General features: G+C 43.2%; 15 protein-coding genes. 7 read left to right on the top strand and 8 right to left on the bottom strand.

Annotation, left to right across the window (positions count from 1 at the left end; translation table 11 throughout):
- Nucleotides 1-119 precede the first annotated feature (119 nt).
- Together amrA and amrB are read left to right on the top strand one after the other, a co-directional pair.
- Nucleotides 120-677, top strand: coding sequence for an AmmeMemoRadiSam system protein A (gene amrA / locus A3G19_RS10550; protein WP_015653581.1), 558 nt, complete (start codon nt 120-122; stop codon nt 675-677).
- Nucleotides 670-1,470 (top strand): AmmeMemoRadiSam system protein B, encoded by an 801-nt coding sequence (gene amrB / locus A3G19_RS10545; protein ID WP_015653582.1) that lies wholly within the window; start codon nt 670-672, stop codon nt 1,468-1,470. The genes amrA and amrB overlap by 8 nt, the downstream gene beginning before the upstream one ends.
- Before the next feature lie 3 nt (nt 1,471-1,473).
- Here the strand turns inward: amrB and A3G19_RS10540 are convergent, their stop codons facing one another.
- Genes A3G19_RS10540 through A3G19_RS10530 form a run of 3 tightly spaced genes read right to left on the bottom strand, consistent with a single transcriptional unit; the run spans nt 1,474 to nt 3,801 of the window.
- Entirely contained in the window at nt 1,474-2,658 is a 1,185-nt protein-coding gene (locus A3G19_RS10540; RefSeq protein ID WP_015653583.1) for a saccharopine dehydrogenase family protein, read from the bottom strand.
- 58 nt (nt 2,659-2,716) lie between these two features.
- The gene (locus tag A3G19_RS10535) at nt 2,717-3,085 is read right to left on the bottom strand and encodes a diacylglycerol kinase (RefSeq protein ID WP_015653584.1); all 369 of its coding nucleotides are present in this window, start codon (nt 3,083-3,085) and stop codon (nt 2,717-2,719) included.
- Nucleotides 3,085-3,801 carry a DUF695 domain-containing protein gene (locus A3G19_RS10530; protein WP_015653585.1) on the bottom strand — a complete coding sequence of 239 codons (717 nt, stop codon included), beginning with the start codon at nt 3,799-3,801 and terminating at the stop codon, nt 3,085-3,087. Before A3G19_RS10530 ends, A3G19_RS10535 begins: the two co-directional genes overlap by 1 nt.
- Before the next feature lie 140 nt (nt 3,802-3,941).
- Here A3G19_RS10530 and A3G19_RS10525 point away from each other — a divergent pair, with 140 nt between their 5' ends.
- The 3 genes from A3G19_RS10525 (at nt 3,942) to A3G19_RS10515 (ending at nt 9,018) form a co-directional block, all read left to right on the top strand.
- Nucleotides 3,942-5,165: a TolC family protein gene (locus tag A3G19_RS10525; protein ID WP_294872700.1), complete on the top strand. Its 1,224-nt coding sequence runs from the start codon at nt 3,942-3,944 to the stop codon at nt 5,163-5,165.
- Nucleotides 5,162-5,908 carry an efflux RND transporter periplasmic adaptor subunit gene (locus A3G19_RS10520; protein ID WP_294872697.1) on the top strand — a complete coding sequence of 249 codons (747 nt, stop codon included), beginning with the start codon at nt 5,162-5,164 and terminating at the stop codon, nt 5,906-5,908. Before A3G19_RS10525 ends, A3G19_RS10520 begins: the two co-directional genes overlap by 4 nt.
- A 74-nt stretch (nt 5,909-5,982) precedes the next feature.
- Nucleotides 5,983-9,018 carry an efflux RND transporter permease subunit gene (locus A3G19_RS10515; protein ID WP_294872694.1) on the top strand — a complete coding sequence of 1,012 codons (3,036 nt, stop codon included), beginning with the start codon at nt 5,983-5,985 and terminating at the stop codon, nt 9,016-9,018.
- A gap of 39 nt (nt 9,019-9,057) precedes the next feature.
- On the opposite strand, the gene A3G19_RS10510 is transcribed toward A3G19_RS10515, so the two are convergent.
- Genes A3G19_RS10510 through hemH form a run of 4 tightly spaced genes read right to left on the bottom strand, consistent with a single transcriptional unit; the run spans nt 9,058 to nt 12,472 of the window.
- Complete coding sequence (locus A3G19_RS10510) at nt 9,058-9,645, bottom strand: TetR/AcrR family transcriptional regulator (protein ID WP_294872692.1); 588 nt, start codon at nt 9,643-9,645, stop codon at nt 9,058-9,060.
- A complete protein-coding gene (locus A3G19_RS10505; RefSeq protein WP_015653590.1) occupies nt 9,635-10,879 on the bottom strand; it encodes a hypothetical protein in 1,245 nt (414 codons plus the stop codon). Before A3G19_RS10505 ends, A3G19_RS10510 begins: the two co-directional genes overlap by 11 nt.
- A 3-nt stretch (nt 10,880-10,882) precedes the next feature.
- The gene (locus A3G19_RS10500) at nt 10,883-11,524 is read right to left on the bottom strand and encodes an HAD family hydrolase (RefSeq protein ID WP_294872689.1); all 642 of its coding nucleotides are present in this window, start codon (nt 11,522-11,524) and stop codon (nt 10,883-10,885) included.
- Nucleotides 11,525-12,472: a ferrochelatase gene (gene hemH, locus A3G19_RS10495; protein ID WP_294872687.1), complete on the bottom strand. Its 948-nt coding sequence runs from the start codon at nt 12,470-12,472 to the stop codon at nt 11,525-11,527.
- Nucleotides 12,473-12,601: 129 nt separating this feature from the next.
- Here hemH and A3G19_RS10490 point away from each other — a divergent pair, with 129 nt between their 5' ends.
- A complete protein-coding gene (locus tag A3G19_RS10490) occupies nt 12,602-13,396 on the top strand; it encodes a C40 family peptidase (protein WP_294872684.1) in 795 nt (264 codons plus the stop codon).
- Nucleotides 13,397-13,398: 2 nt separating this feature from the next.
- A complete protein-coding gene (locus A3G19_RS10485) occupies nt 13,399-13,863 on the top strand; it encodes a hypothetical protein (RefSeq protein ID WP_015653594.1) in 465 nt (154 codons plus the stop codon).
- Here the strand turns inward: A3G19_RS10485 and A3G19_RS10480 are convergent.
- Nucleotides 13,854-14,982: FAD-binding oxidoreductase (locus A3G19_RS10480; RefSeq protein ID WP_294872681.1), on the bottom strand; the 1,129-nt coding region annotated here is incomplete at its 5' end. The genes A3G19_RS10485 and A3G19_RS10480 overlap by 10 nt on opposite strands.

Below are 14,982 nucleotides of genomic sequence, written 5' to 3'. Positions count from 1 at the left end.
ATCCTTGGAAAATAATGGCGTGATTGTAGCATATCGCTATTTCAAACCTTGTAACACTTTCCTTGCTTTGGAAGGGAAGGAGTGATAGAATAAAAAGATGAAATTGCAAGGGGGTTAAGATGATACATAAATTGTACCTCACGATTGCCAGAGAGGCGATTCTTTCTGCTTTTGAAAATTCGCAAATTGATACCAATGCCCTTCTTCATGCTTATCCCGATCTGGCACAGCCGTGTGCAACCTTTGTGACTCTGACCCACAACGGTAAACTACGGGGGTGTATCGGCTCTTTAATCGCACACAGACCTCTCGTGGAGGATTTAATCTCTAATGCAAAATCTGCGGCCTTTCGTGATCCGAGATTTGCACCGCTGAGTCCTGAAGAATTTTCTGAAATTCGTATTGAAGTTTCTCTTTTAACGCCGCCACAGCTTGTCGAGTACAGTTCTAAAAGCGAATTAAAAGGTTTGATTCACCCCGATATTGATGGTGTTATTCTACGTCATGGAAATCATCAAGCGACTTTTTTGCCGCAAGTATGGGAGGATTTGAGTGATTTCGATAGTTTTTTTGATCATCTTGGGATGAAAGCGGGTCTCGGATCCGATCCCCTCTCTCATCACCCTGAGATTTATATTTATCAAGTCCAAAAATTTGAGGAAGAACCCCATGAATAAAAGAAAAATGAGCGTTGCAGGGAGTTTTTATCCCGAATCGTCCATCGAAATTACCACAATGATCGATTATTTTAACACGATACTCGAATCTCATCCCGATGTTGCGGCACGTTTTGATGCTTTACATGGCAATGCGGTTATCGTTCCCCATGCAGGGTGGGTCTACTCAGGGTTCACGGCGAATATCGCCTTCCGAATTCTAAGCCATTCTCTTCCTAAAACCATCATCGTTATAGGACCGTCTCATAAAGTCGGTTTTGAGGGAGTTAGTATCGCAGATAGTGAGTTCTATCAAACGCCGCTGGGAGAGTTAGAGATCGATACGGCTTTAGTCGAAGAACTCAAAAAACAATTCGCACTCACGACATTCGAGACAGCGCATCATGAACACAGCACCGAAGTTCAGATGCCGTTTATTAAACACTATATGGACAATGTAAAAGTGGTGGAACTGGTCTATGCCCACGCTGATCCGCTGCAAATCTCCCCTATCATCGATTATCTGTTGAATCAGCCCGATACCGCCGTCGTTATCAGCACCGATCTAAGTCACTATTATTCGTTGGATGAAGCGAAAGAACTCGATTTGATCTGTTTGGAAGCGATTCGACATGAGAACAGTACGATGCTCCATCAAGGATGCGAAGCGTGCGGAAAAATCGGCGTAGAAGCGATGCTGGATGTGGCGAATAAACGTACTATGGAAGCGATATTGCTCGATTATCGCACCAGTGCCGATGCGAGTGGAGATAGCTCCCGCGTGGTGGGTTATGCGAGTGCGTTGTTTAGATAGACGTTATACGTCCATCTCGATAACATTCCAAGGAAGTCCTTGGGTGTTCATCTCATCCATGAAGAAATCAGGGTCGAGTTGTTCCATGTTGAATACACCAGTACCGCTCCATTTACCCTCAACCATCAGTTTTGCACCGATAACGGCAGGGACACCCGTAGTATACGAGACACCTTGGGATTTAACTTCAGCGTAGCACTCTTCGTGGTCTTTGATCTGATAGATGTAGATTTTACGTTTTTTGCCGTCTTTGAGACCTTCAGCTACGATACCGATATTGGTTTTGCCTTTGGTGCGAGGACCGAGTGACGCCGGATCAGGGAGCAATGTTTTTAGAAATTCCATAGGGACAATTTTCATCCCTTGATGTTCTACCGGCTCAATTCCCAACATTCCGACGTTCTCTAAACATTTCATGTGGGTAAGGTAGCTTTGACCGAACGTCATAAAGAAACGGATGCGCTTAAGTCCTTTGATGTGCTTGACGAGTGATTCCATCTCTTCGTGGTAGAGAAGATAACTGTCTTTTGGTCCCACTTCAGGATAATCCCATACTTGCATGATCTCCATCGGTGCGGTTTCGATCCATTCACCATTTTCCCAATAGCGACCTTTTGCACTCACTTCGCGGAGGTTGATCTCAGGGTTGAAATTGGTTGCGAAAGCATAGCCGTGGTCTCCTGCGTTACAGTCAAGGATATCGATCGTATGGATCTCATCAAAATAGTGTTTTTGAGCATAGGCACAGAACACGTTGGTCGCACCCGGATCAAATCCGCTTCCGAGTAATCCCATGATTCCCGCTTCTTTAAACGCCGCATCTCTCTCCCATTGGAGTTTGTATTCGAATTTCGCCTCATCTGGATGTTCGTAGTTTGCGGTATCAAGGTATGGGGTTTTTGTCGCGATACACGCATCCATGATTGTGAGGTCTTGGTACGGTAATGCTACATTGATCAAAATATCAGGTGAATATTTTTGGATTAATGCGATAACTTCATCGGTATTATCCGCATCTACGGTTGTGATTTCGATTGCACCTTCTGGAAGTTCGCTTTTAATCTCTTCACAACGCCCGATACTGCGGCTCGCTAAAATGATACGATCAAAAATTTGGTTGTTCATGACACATTTATGTGCCACTACGCGCCCTACTCCACCGGCGCCGATAATAAGTGCTGTTGCCACGGCATATCCCCTGATTTAAAATTATGGAAATTATAGGTTAAAGTCTCTTACAAAAACGTTACAGACAAAATGCGTAATAGAGAGTAAGCCCCCAAATAAACGCCAGCATTCCAAGAGAGAGAAATACCAAGGCGGCTCCCGCATCTTTTGCCCGTTTTGCCAGTTCATGGTGATCAAAAGTGACCAAATCAACCGTTCTCTCAACAGCACTGTTGATCATTTCCGCCATCAGAGGGATAAACAGTGAAACCGCCAAAATAGCACTTTGCAAAAAGGTGATAGGTAATACCCACGCTGTAATCATCCCCGCAACAAAGAGGAGGATCTGCAAACGAAACGATTTTTCGTTTTGGCTCACTTCCAGCAGACCGTTCAAGGCATATCGGGTATTTTTAAATAGTGTATAACGAGGTTTATTGAGCGCCATTATTGTTTCTCACCCAACACCGTGCTCCAACCCTCATAAATACCATGTTCTTGGATGGCTGATTCATAGAGTGATGTCGTTGTCTCTTCGATGATTTCAGGATTGATCGCTTCGGTTTTAACGAGAACCACACCGTAGCCGTAATCGCTTTCATCATCATTGACATACTCTTTTGCCTCATAGCCGTGTGAAGAGAGCTGAGATACAGCCCGTTCCATTGACGTTTTGGTTTGGAAAAAGAGATAGTGTTCAACTTCTCTAACAATATTCAAATCATCCCCTGCTTCGAGTAATGCGTCAATCGTATGACGGTTTTGAATGCTGAGCAACCCATACGCATCAGGATAGAGATTGTCGCTGTACATCTCCCATTTACTGTCTCTGGAAGAACCGCGTTCATAGACATACCCGCCGTGATTGTTCATTACTTCGGAACTGATGTTTTCAAACCGTTTGGATTGAGGTGCATAAAAATAAAATTCTGCCCATCCCTCTTTCATTACTCTGCCGGCAAATACCGCGTCTACGGATGTATTTAAAGCTGTGATTAAATCATTGGTAAAAGATTCTAAACTTTCCGTAACGGTATCTGCTTTTACAAAAAGCCATAAAAGCCAGGGACGTTCTTCTTGGGGTGATTCTTCGATGAGGTCCAATTCTACATCACAGCGATACGGTATATTTTCATCATCGAAAAGTTCATAAAATTCTACCATTGACTAAAACCCTTATTTTTTTGCCATTATAAAGTCTTTTAGATAAATTGGACAAATAGAAGAAAAATGAACTTAATTCATATTTAAAGATCTTCCCTTTATACTTCTCTCTTTTAAGGACATTGAAACAAGGAATTATCGTGCGAATCATCTATTTGCTCATGGCATCCTATGCCCTTCACGCACAAACTACACTTCCCTCTTTGATCGATTCAGCACAGAATAATGAGCGGATAGAGAGTTATCAACAGCAATCTAGCGCAGCTAAGTTAGGCTACGAATCGGCAAAATATGCCTATTTTCCTCGGTTAGACGGCTTTGGAACGGCTTCATTTGTCGATCGAACCGGCGGTTTTGATGCAAAGCAAAGTTACAGTGCAGGTGTAAAAGGGGAATTTATCGTCTTTGACGGGTTCAAACGTGAAAATCTCCTCGACCAAAACAAGGCACTTGAAAATGCGGCAAAGCACAATCTTGACGGTGCTAAAAAAGAGATTTCACTCACGGTAATCAAACAATATTTTGAATTTCAAAATACGATAGATGAAATACAAACATTGAACACGATGCGAGATCAACTCGAAGCACAAATGGTCCGTTTAGAAAAATTTCAATCGGCTGGACTTGTAAGTGAAGATGCGCTGATGAGAATGCGATCAGAAGTATCCGATGTGCATTTTAAAATTGAAAACTTGAATTACCAAGCCGATCGACAAAAAGCTGATTTGGAAACGATAAGCAATCAAAAAATTACGGATTTGAGTGAATCGAATGTTTTAGCACCTAAAGAGATTAAGATCCAAGAACTCGATAAAATCAATGCCCTGAAATATTCGCGAGATGCAAAAATGCATGAAGCGCAAATGCGCGATGCTCAAAATCTCCCTACCATTAAGCTCGAAGATCAGTACACGTTTAACGATTATTATAAAGATCCGATTGCTCAAATGCGTGTCGATCAACAAAATAAATTGATTGCCTCACTCAGTATGAACTTAATCGATTTTTCTTCTGCCTCGCTATCAAAACAAGCTTTAGTGGCTCAAGCTCAGGCACAAAGCAGCGAATTGCTGTACGCTACGAAAGAGGCAAATCAAAACCGTCTTTTGGCGACACGTTACATTGAACGGTCCCGTGTATTAATTGATGCCTCACAAAAAACGTTAGAAGCTTCTACCAAAACGTTTGATGCGGTAAAAAAGAAATATGAAGCCCGCATCGTCGATTATGTTACCTATCTCGATGCACTCCATGTCTTATCTGATTCGACCAATCAGCTTAATCGTGCGTTGCGCACACTAAATTATGCCCATGCAGCCTATTATTATTACGCTGGATATGATCCTAAGGAATTTGTACAATGATTAAAATACTATTTTTATCAATACTGTTAACCCTCTCGTTACAGGGAGAAGAGGTATATGCTACATTTGATGTGTTTGCACGTAAAGAGGCCAATTTGAATCTTGCAACGTCAGGAATCGTAAAAAGGCTAAATGTTGATGTCGGAAGCCATGTCAAAAAAGGCTCCGTTTTGCTGGAAATCGATAACGACGATTTAATTGCCGGTATCGATCTGGCCAAAGAGAGACTTAAAAAGGCTAAAATCGAAGAGCAGTTTGCCCGTCAAACCTATGATCGTTACCGTCAAGTCGAAAGTGTTATCGAAGCGGAACTGATGGATCAACACACCCTCGCCTACCAAAAAGCCGCTGCCGCATCTTCAGAAGCAAAAGCTTCTTTACGATATCAAGAGACTCTGCTAGAAAAAACCCGACTTCGTGCACCGTTTAGCGGTATCATCGCCAGTCGCAATATCGAACTCGGAGACAGTGTCGTCGGCGCATCAGCCCTCTTTCATCTTATCAGTTCACCGGACGTAAAGCTTATGTTGAATTTCGATGAGAAATACCTCCACTCTATTAAAATCGGCTCCAAAGTTCGCTACCGTATTGATGGTCAGAAGGGAGAGAGAATGGGATCTATTTCAAAAATCTATCCTTCGGTCAATGCAAAAAATCGAAAAGCAACGGCGGAAGTACTCACCTCTAACATCGCTCCGGGGCTTTTTGGCGAAGCGTATATATTATTTGAGAACGCCAAATGAGTAAAACCCATTTGGCTACGCTAGCCGCTATGGCACTAAAGCTTGCCCATTTTGGGCAGAATTAGGAAAGTATCATGTATAAATTTGCAATTAATCGCCCTATCACCACCTTGATGCTCGTGATGACATTGGTAGTTTTCGGGATGATATCATTTCGATCTATGCCGGTCGCATTGTTTCCTAATATCGATTTCCCGATCGTAACGATTCAAACCGCTTACCCCGGTGCCGATCCTGAGAGTGTCGAGTCCAAAGTAACCGACAAGATCGAAGAAGCGGTCTCCGGTGTGGATGGAATCGATAAACTTATTTCCACCAGTTATGAGGGCTTAAGCGTTGTTACGGTGCAGTTTGAGCTGACCAAAGATATCGAAGAAGCGGCCAACGATGTACGCGATAAGATCGGAACGCTTAATCTCGATGCCGAGGTAGAATCTCCATCCGTACAAAAAGTGAGCGCATCCGGTGCCGCTTCCATCAAACTTTTTATCAGTACCAAAACCGGTGACCCGATAGCATTGATGCGCTTTGCCGATGAGCAGATCAAGCCGAAGTTACAACGAATCCAAGGGGTTGCTAAAATTGATATCGTCGGGTATCGAGATCGTGAAATCCGGATATTTACCGATCCTTTTTTACTGAATAAATACGCTATCTCCTCTGAGACCCTTCAATCGCGTATCACAGCAGAAAATGTTCGTGCCGGGGGTGGGAAACTTATCTCCAATTCAAACGAATTTATCCTTAAAACGCGTGCCGACGCCTCCTCGATTGAGCAGTTGAAATCCATTGTCATCACTCCCGGTGTACGGTTGAGTGATATTGCGCGTGTCGAAGACGGGCTTAAAGACGTCAAAAGCTACTCTTCCTTCAACGGGCATGAGGGGGTTTTGCTGGAAGTGCAAAAAATCGCAGGAACCAATGATTTGGAGGTGATCTCCGGGGTAAAAAAGACGATCCCTTCCCTCAAAGTTCTTGCCGGAAATTCGTATGATTTAGAACTGGTAGAAGACCAATCCCAAAAGATTCTCATCAACATCGAAAATGTCAAGTTTGACCTAATTTACGGTTCAATCTTGGCGGTGCTGATCGTTTTTTTCTTTTTACGCAATCTAACCGCTACAATCATTTCCGCACTTGCGATCCCGACTTCTATCATAGGGACATTTGCCATGATCGATGTGCTGGGATATGATCTCAATCGTCTCACTCTCATCGGTTTGACTCTGGCGATAGGGATATTTATTGATGATGCTATTGTCGTTATCGAAAACATCTCCAAAAAAATAGAGCACGGGATGGAACCGCTGGAGGCTTCATTCGCAGGGGTAAAAGAGATCTCTTTTTCTATTTTGGCGATCTCTTCCATGCTCTTAGCGGTATTTGTACCGGTAGCGTTTATGGGTGGTATTGTCGGTAAATTTTTCAACTCGTTTGCTATGACCGTTGCCTCTGGGGTGCTAATCTCTTATTTCGTAGCAATCATGTTTATTCCAACTATCGGTGCGCGGTTATTAAGCGGTGGTGAGAGTAAATTTTGGCAAAAAACAGAGCCGATATTTCTAAAACTCGACCTCTTTTACCGCGCTATTCTCACACGCTTGCTCCGATTTAAATGGATAACGGTCATTGGTGTTTTGGCGGTATTGATTTTTTCATTCTCTCTTGCGGGAAAAGTTGGCGGAACCTTTGTACCGATGGAAGATATGTCCGAAATGCGGGTGATGATCAAGGCCCCTGTCGGAATTTCACTCGAAGCGATGAAAAAAGAGATAGCCCCCATGGTTAAGACCATGCAAGAAGACAAACGGATCGAAACGCTCGTCCTCTCGATCGGATACAACGCCGCTGAGGAGGCGCATAAAGCGATGATTTATGCGAAACTCTTACCGGTAGGCCAACGCGAAGGGCTTGAATCGCTTATCCAGTCGTATCGTGAGAAATTCCAATCGTATACTCATTTTACGATAAGTGTCGAAGACGTCCCTCCTATCGATACGGGAGAGAGCAATGCTCCGATTCAGGTCGTATTAACAGGACCGGATTTAAAAACACTGGAGAGCAAATCGCTAGCACTGGTGAAATTGCTTAAAGATTCGGACGGTGTGATCGATATCGATACCGATTTTGAACCGGGGAAACCTGAAGTACGTATCGGTGTTAATCGTGAAAGTGCCCAGCGTTTAGGTATTTCAGCTCAGGAAATTGCCCGTGCGATCGGATCAACCTATTCGAGTGACAGCGCTATATCGAATTTTGAACAAAACGGCCGTCAGTTTGACATCACTCTCCGTACGGGTGATGAATACCGTTCGTTAATGAAAGACCTTAAAAAGATGCAGATTCAAACCGCATCGGGTGAACAGGTAATGCTCGATGGTTTGGTTACGCTGGAGACGACAGAAGGAGCTGCATCAATCAACCGCTTTGATAGGGAACGTAAAATTTTGGTAACGGCAAACCTTAATGGAGCACCGCTCGATTCTATTGTCAGTATGATCGATGAAAAGCTCCCCCCTATCTTAGGCGAGGGGTATCAATACCGTTATACGGGTGATATCGAACGGATGCAGGAGACGGCAGAAGCATTCGGATTTACCGTCTTGCTTGCTGTGGTACTCATCTATTTGATCCTTGCGGCACTTTATGAATCATTAATACAGCCGTTTATTATTATGGTAGCAATGCCGCTCAGTTTTACCGGAGTCATTTTGGCCTTGTTCCTCACCGGTAATCCCTTTAGTATTTTCGTAATGATCGGGATTATCCTCCTTATGGGTATGGTGGGCAAAAATGCCATATTGGTGGTGGATTTTGCAAATAATGCCATCAAAGAGGGAAAAAATGTCGATGAAGCCCTCCTCGAAGCAGGAGAAAAACGTCTTCGCCCTATTTTGATGACGACGTTTGCGATGATTTTTGCCATGCTTCCGCTGGCTCTCGGCGGTGGTGCCGGACATGAGAGCAACGCACCGATGGCGATCGCGGTCATAGGAGGGTTAATCAGCTCAACCCTGTTGGCACTCTTTATCGTTCCGGTATTGTACCGTCTCATGTATCCTATGGATTCAAGACTGCGCACATTTTATGAGCGACGCAATTTGTCGTAATTCTTAACGAGACACAGCCTATTACAGGGTGTCTCTCACTCACGACCTTTTGAGTATCAAAAGGAGCGTTTCGATTGCCTCATCAACCCGCTCCATTAAATCTCCGCCTTTTACTATCCAGTATTTAATCATCCCTAACGTAATCCCGTCATAGAGAAAAAAAACTTCCAAAGGATCTTTTTGACATCCCATTTCGTTCAATAGCGGCCTCATAACTGTTTCTGCGATATAGGTATACAAATGCAAGAGAGGATTGTCTTCATCAGCGGCAATATTGAGAAAGAAGGTCGGATCACTCACAATACTCTCTTTGAGGGCATTTTTATTTTTAATAATGGCGGAAAAGTGGATTTTTGTGACCACTTTTAACATCTCTAAATGATCCGTATGGTGTTGTAATTCTTCTTTAATTACCTCGATATAATACTCCATTTGGTTCATTACATAGTGGTTATAGAGTGTCTCTTTTGAACCGAAAAGGGTGTAAATGACCCCGATGGAAACCCCCGCATTTTTTGCTAACTCTGAGATTTTCATATTCTCATAACCCTCTTTGATAAAAAGAGCCGTCGCCTCTTCTAAAATCAAATCACGTTTTTGTTCTTGCGCTTTTTGCTTATAGGACATCGTCTCTCATCTCTCCTAAATAGCTTTTATGCAGTTTTACTTTACTGGCCAATTCTTGAACATTTCTCGTCTCTATGAGAGGTAGAGATTCTGTTTTCTGGAGGGTTTGGGTCAAAAGACGCATCTGTGCAATGGCTTCTGAAGCTACCTCTTCCAAACTTTTACGAATAGCACGATACTCTTGGTGCTCATACGCTTCGAGGGTAATAATCAACTCATTGAGTTTCCCTTTTGCGTTTATAAACTCATTGTGGAGCGTTTCGGCAGAAGTGAAAAGGCGAGAGAGAGGTTTGAGCGATTCGGAGAGCTCTTTTGAATGGGATGTCATCTCACGCATTTGTTTCGAAGAGAGAACCATTTGCTGCATAATCAGTTCGCTTTGTTCACGTGAGCCTCTTAGCAAAGAATCATTTTCGAGCAATGAAGTGACAATCGATTCGCTTTTAACCCCTAAGGTCTGTAAATGGTGAGAAAAGTCATGGACAATACGATCCATCTCTTTTTGCAAAACGGCAATGGTATGATCGGGAAGTTCTCGATGGCTAATTTGCACTACAAGATCATGCAGGGTTTTTAACTGTGTGTGTAGCTCTTTTTGCTCATCGCAGTTCACACGAACCGAACTTTTGAGTTGATTGAAATGATCTTGTTCCGCAACACGCAGAAGATCGATATGACGATGGACAACATTATCCAAACTCGGAAGTTCTGAGAGGGTAAACTCTTCGAATTTTTCCATCGCACTTTGCTGCTGTGTCAAAAGTGATTCGATTTTAGCAACAAAAAGTTTTTGATTGGCTTGAATGACGTTTAACGCGTCGATCTCTTCTTTGAAGACATTACGAATTTGATCGTGAGTCGAGCTTTCCATTTGAGCGACGAGATCAAGCCGATCTTTGAGTGTTCCAACCGATGAACCTAATGCATTAATCTCATCACTGATTCCTACAAGACGTTGGCGTTCATTATGGCTATTCATGAGTGAAACGGTCTGAGACATTACGCTCATAATGGCAGAGAGGACGATACCGACACTGAGGGATAACAGGGATTCTTTAAATACATTAGCATCCATTCCGCTGCTAAGAATAAAATGAAGCAGTCCCCCGATTGCACCAAGCGCCAAAACCACAGGGGTATAATTGATTTTATTGGGATCTTTATAGACTGCGGTATGACGTAAAAATAAAAGTGACATGATAAAAATAGTGAGTAGCAAGTCAATACTGATCATAATTTATCCCTTTTTACAGATGATATCGTATAACGTCTCAGGTGAAGATGCATAATAATCCCCTTTTCCCTCCGAACTGAATCCCCACCCTGCAAATACACTATGTATGCCTGCACGAGAAGCGGCTTCCATATCTTTGGAATTATCACCGATCATCCAAGCATAATCCGTACCTGAACGAAACTCGTAGTGTTCGAGATGACGGTTTAGCATTTGTGGATGGGGTTTCGGGGACTCCACTTCATCGGCACCGATGATGAGCCTAAAATAAGAATTCAGCCCCAAATGCTCTAACATCCGTTTGGCAAAAACACTTGGAGCATTTGTCGCGACTCCCATCAAATAGCCATTTTGATGAAGTTTCTCCAAAAGTACCGGGATTCCTTCGTAAGGTTTTACATTTTGGATACACTGATCGTGATAGTGGCGTTCAAAAAGGTCTCTCGCACGCTTTTCATAAATAGGATTGCCGTAAAAAAGCTCAGCTAAATTACGTACGGGGGCATTTATTGCATCGATAACGGCCTGAACACTGAGCGGTTCAAGATCGTAGCACTCTAAACGGACATGATTAATCGAGAGGGTTATATCTAAACCCGAATCGATTAGCGTTCCGTCCATATCGAAGAGGGCAATGTTTTTCATTTATCTCATTTTCTCGTAGAGTTCTTTGAGTGTTTGGACAAAAAGAGGATGATCGTTTGGACAGCGGCAGACACGATATTCATCGTATCCGAGTTCATGAGCCACTTCGGCATATTCGATAGAGAGTTCAAAATCGGTTTCTGAATTGTCGATGGTAAAGGCGATTGGGACGATAATAGCCCGTTTGTTTCGGAGCGTATGAAGCGTGTTTTCCAAAGAAGGCTCCAGCCATTTCATCGGCCCTACTTTGGATTGATAGGCCAAATGGACTCCATTAAAATTCAATCCCATATTTTTCATCAACTCTTTGATCAATTCGACATGGGCAATCACCTGTCTCTGATAGGGATCCCCCTGATCAACGATATTTTGAGGCAACCCATGGGCGGAGAAAATGATCTCAAATGACGATGCATTCTCCTCCCCTAAGGACTCTTGAATACGATCGACCACACATCGGTTATAGGTCTCATGCGCAAAAAAATGTTTAATCTCTACCGTAATGACATCCCACCCTATTTTATGAGCCGTTTCTTCAAAATCATCGATCGAAGATTGGGTTGTCGTTGAGGAATATTGAGGATAAAGCGGGATTAAATAGACTTTTTTTATCCCTTGTTCTTTAAGGCGTTGACATACTTCCTCCGCCATCGGTGGAGTATAGCGCATGACGAAATCAACGATAACTTGGGGACCGACCGCCTTTGAGAAGGCTGAAACCAGTTTTTTCGTTAGCTCTACCAGAGGTGATTTTCCCCCGATTTGACGATAAATATCCTGAGATTTTTCAGCACGCGTTAATGTGATCATCCCGGCGATAAAACGGCGCAGTAAATTGCTCTTAGTTCGGATGATATAGGGATCGTTAAACATGTTGTGCAAAAACATCTCAACTTCGTTCAGGTTGTTGGGTCCACCCATATTCAGCAGTATAATAGCTTCTCTCATCTAATGCTTATTATCCATTCGTTTTTAAAGAAAGTGTACCATAACGATCCGTTAAATTTTAGGATTATAAAAAAAACTAAAGCTTTTTAATCTATAATGACTACATAGCAGAAAAAATGAGGAGGGTTAATGCTGATTAGACGCACAGTGTTATCGCTGATTTTACTGACAATCACGGCTCAGGCAGAGTCGCAGAGGCGTGAGCCGTCCCTCTTCTTAGAATATGAACGTGAATTAAAAAAAACAAACGATACGATCAAAAACGAAGAGAACCCGTTTATTAAAGCTTCTGCTCCTATAGTCATCGCAAAACCTACTCCGCCAACAGAACCTGTAGTCAAAGAAGTTGCATTCATAGCTTCGGTGTTGAGAAATGATAAAATTGAAACCAATACCATCGGTCAAGATGAAAAGCCTTTTCTCATGGTTCCAAAACCTGCCCCTATTGCTTCCAAAGCTGCTTGTCCCGAAGAATCCACCAAGACAGAAGAATCTAAAACAAAAACCCAAAAAATCGTCAAAAATATTAAAAACGCCAAAGACAAACTCCTCTCCCACGCTAAAGATTTTCTAGGAACTCCCTATGGCTTTGGAAACAAAGACGGTGAACGTACCGATTGCTCCGGTTTTACTCAGCAAGTCTATCGACAATTCGGTATTTCACTCCCCCGCAGTGCTGCGGAACAAGCACAATTAGGGGAAAGTGTAAGTATGGATGATTTACAAGTAGGTGATCTTCTCTTTTACCGTACCTACAAATCAGACCCTTCACACGTTGCAATCTATGCGGGCGAAGGGCAAATTATCCATGCCTCGTATTCGAATAAAAAAGTACAATATGATTCCATCGACAAAGATTACTACAAGCAACGTTTCATGTACGCCAAACGTTTAGCCCTTAACGATCCTGATTACGACGAGTAAGCATGTCTGCCCTCTATTGCACTCTTGATAAACACTGGCTATGGAAAGAGGTCTATACCAAACTCGATATCTCTTCACCTGCGTATCAATACTGGAATGAGACACGCCACATCAAGCTCAACCGGTACGTTTTTCTCGAAAAAAGTACCCTTCCTGCGCGATATGCCCATATCGAAGAAGATTTGACCGATCTCGGCGGCTATCTACCTACTCAATACGCCGCGACCCAGCTGGGGATCGACAGCCATATTTTCGGCTACAAAAAAATGCGCCTCTACAATCAGTTCGAATACAAGTTTGTCAATGATATTAAATTTGTCAATCTAAAGCGGTTTTTTCTCGAAAACGGGATTAAAATCGGTAAAAAAAGCTATGTACATCTCGCCCGTTTGGATGAGCTGATTATCACGGCGGATTCACGCTTTTACCGTATTGATGACAACTATGGAGTTGTTGTTTACGATTGATTTTTTTTCCGTTTTGCCCAACGCGGAAAGAAACGTGACGGTGAGAGGATAGGATCGATGCTCACTCCATCCACAATGTACTCTTTTAACCGCTTAGCCAGATACGGAGCGAGGACAAAACCATACCCGCCTGATCCATTTATCATTGTAAGATTAGGATAGTAGATATATTCGGATGGATCGATCGCCTCTCCATGACGCATATGGGGATATTTTTGTAGTGTCGCATCAGACTCCACCAAACGTCCCAGCATCGGCAGATAATCGTTTGAACCGGAACGAAGTCCCATGTAGTCTTTCATTATGTTAATATTATTTAATTTTAGTGTTTTAGAGGCTTTTTTAAGGAGTATTTTTCTCCCTTCCTCTCTCTCGTATGGCTCCCCGGAAAATGGGGAATAGTGAACATCATGCGTAGCACCGATGGCGACAATCCCCTCTTTCGTTGTCGGTGAAATGGAAACATGATGATGCAAAATCGAGGGGATAGCGGTAGAGGTCTGTATATCGATGCGATGTCCCCAAATACCACGAAGCCCAACGTAGTCGATCGGCAGAAGTTTGGGATAAGCGCCGATAGAGAGGATTAAATGCTTTGCACGTAATTCTCCTACATGCCAAGTACTATTTTGATGGGTAATATTCTCTGCTTTGAAGCAAAAAAAATCAACGCCGTTGGATAATGCGCAACACACGCCTTGAGCATCGACAACTGCACCATGGGAAAAATAGATCGATTCGCACTGCAGCGCTTCATCACTGAGAAGAGAACGTAGTCCCTCACTCATGGCGGTTTGTTCTAGAGTGCTCTCACGTTTGAATGCTGTTACTTTTCCCCCCTCTTGTGGAGAATTAGCGATATGAAGAAGCGGTTTTGTGAGGGTAAACTCGGGGAAATTTGCAGTATAAAACGCTAATGCTTCTGCGTGAGCTTCACCCATGATCTCTTTGAGCTCACCTGCTTTCGAGATTTTGGGAGATATAAATGCTCCAGCCGCCCCGCTGCCGCCCGAAGCAATTCCCGCTTCATCCACAAGGGCTACCCGTAATCCTGCGCGATGAAGAAAATAGGCACTGCAACAACCGTTTATCCCGGCACCGATTATAATGGCGTCATAC

It is taken from the genome of Sulfuricurvum sp. RIFCSPLOWO2_12_FULL_43_24, assembly GCF_001829605.1.
Classification (GTDB): Bacteria; Campylobacterota; Campylobacteria; order Campylobacterales; family Sulfurimonadaceae; genus Sulfuricurvum.
Note: the sequence above shows the minus strand (reverse complement) of the source record. Positions and strands in the feature narration are given on the sequence as shown.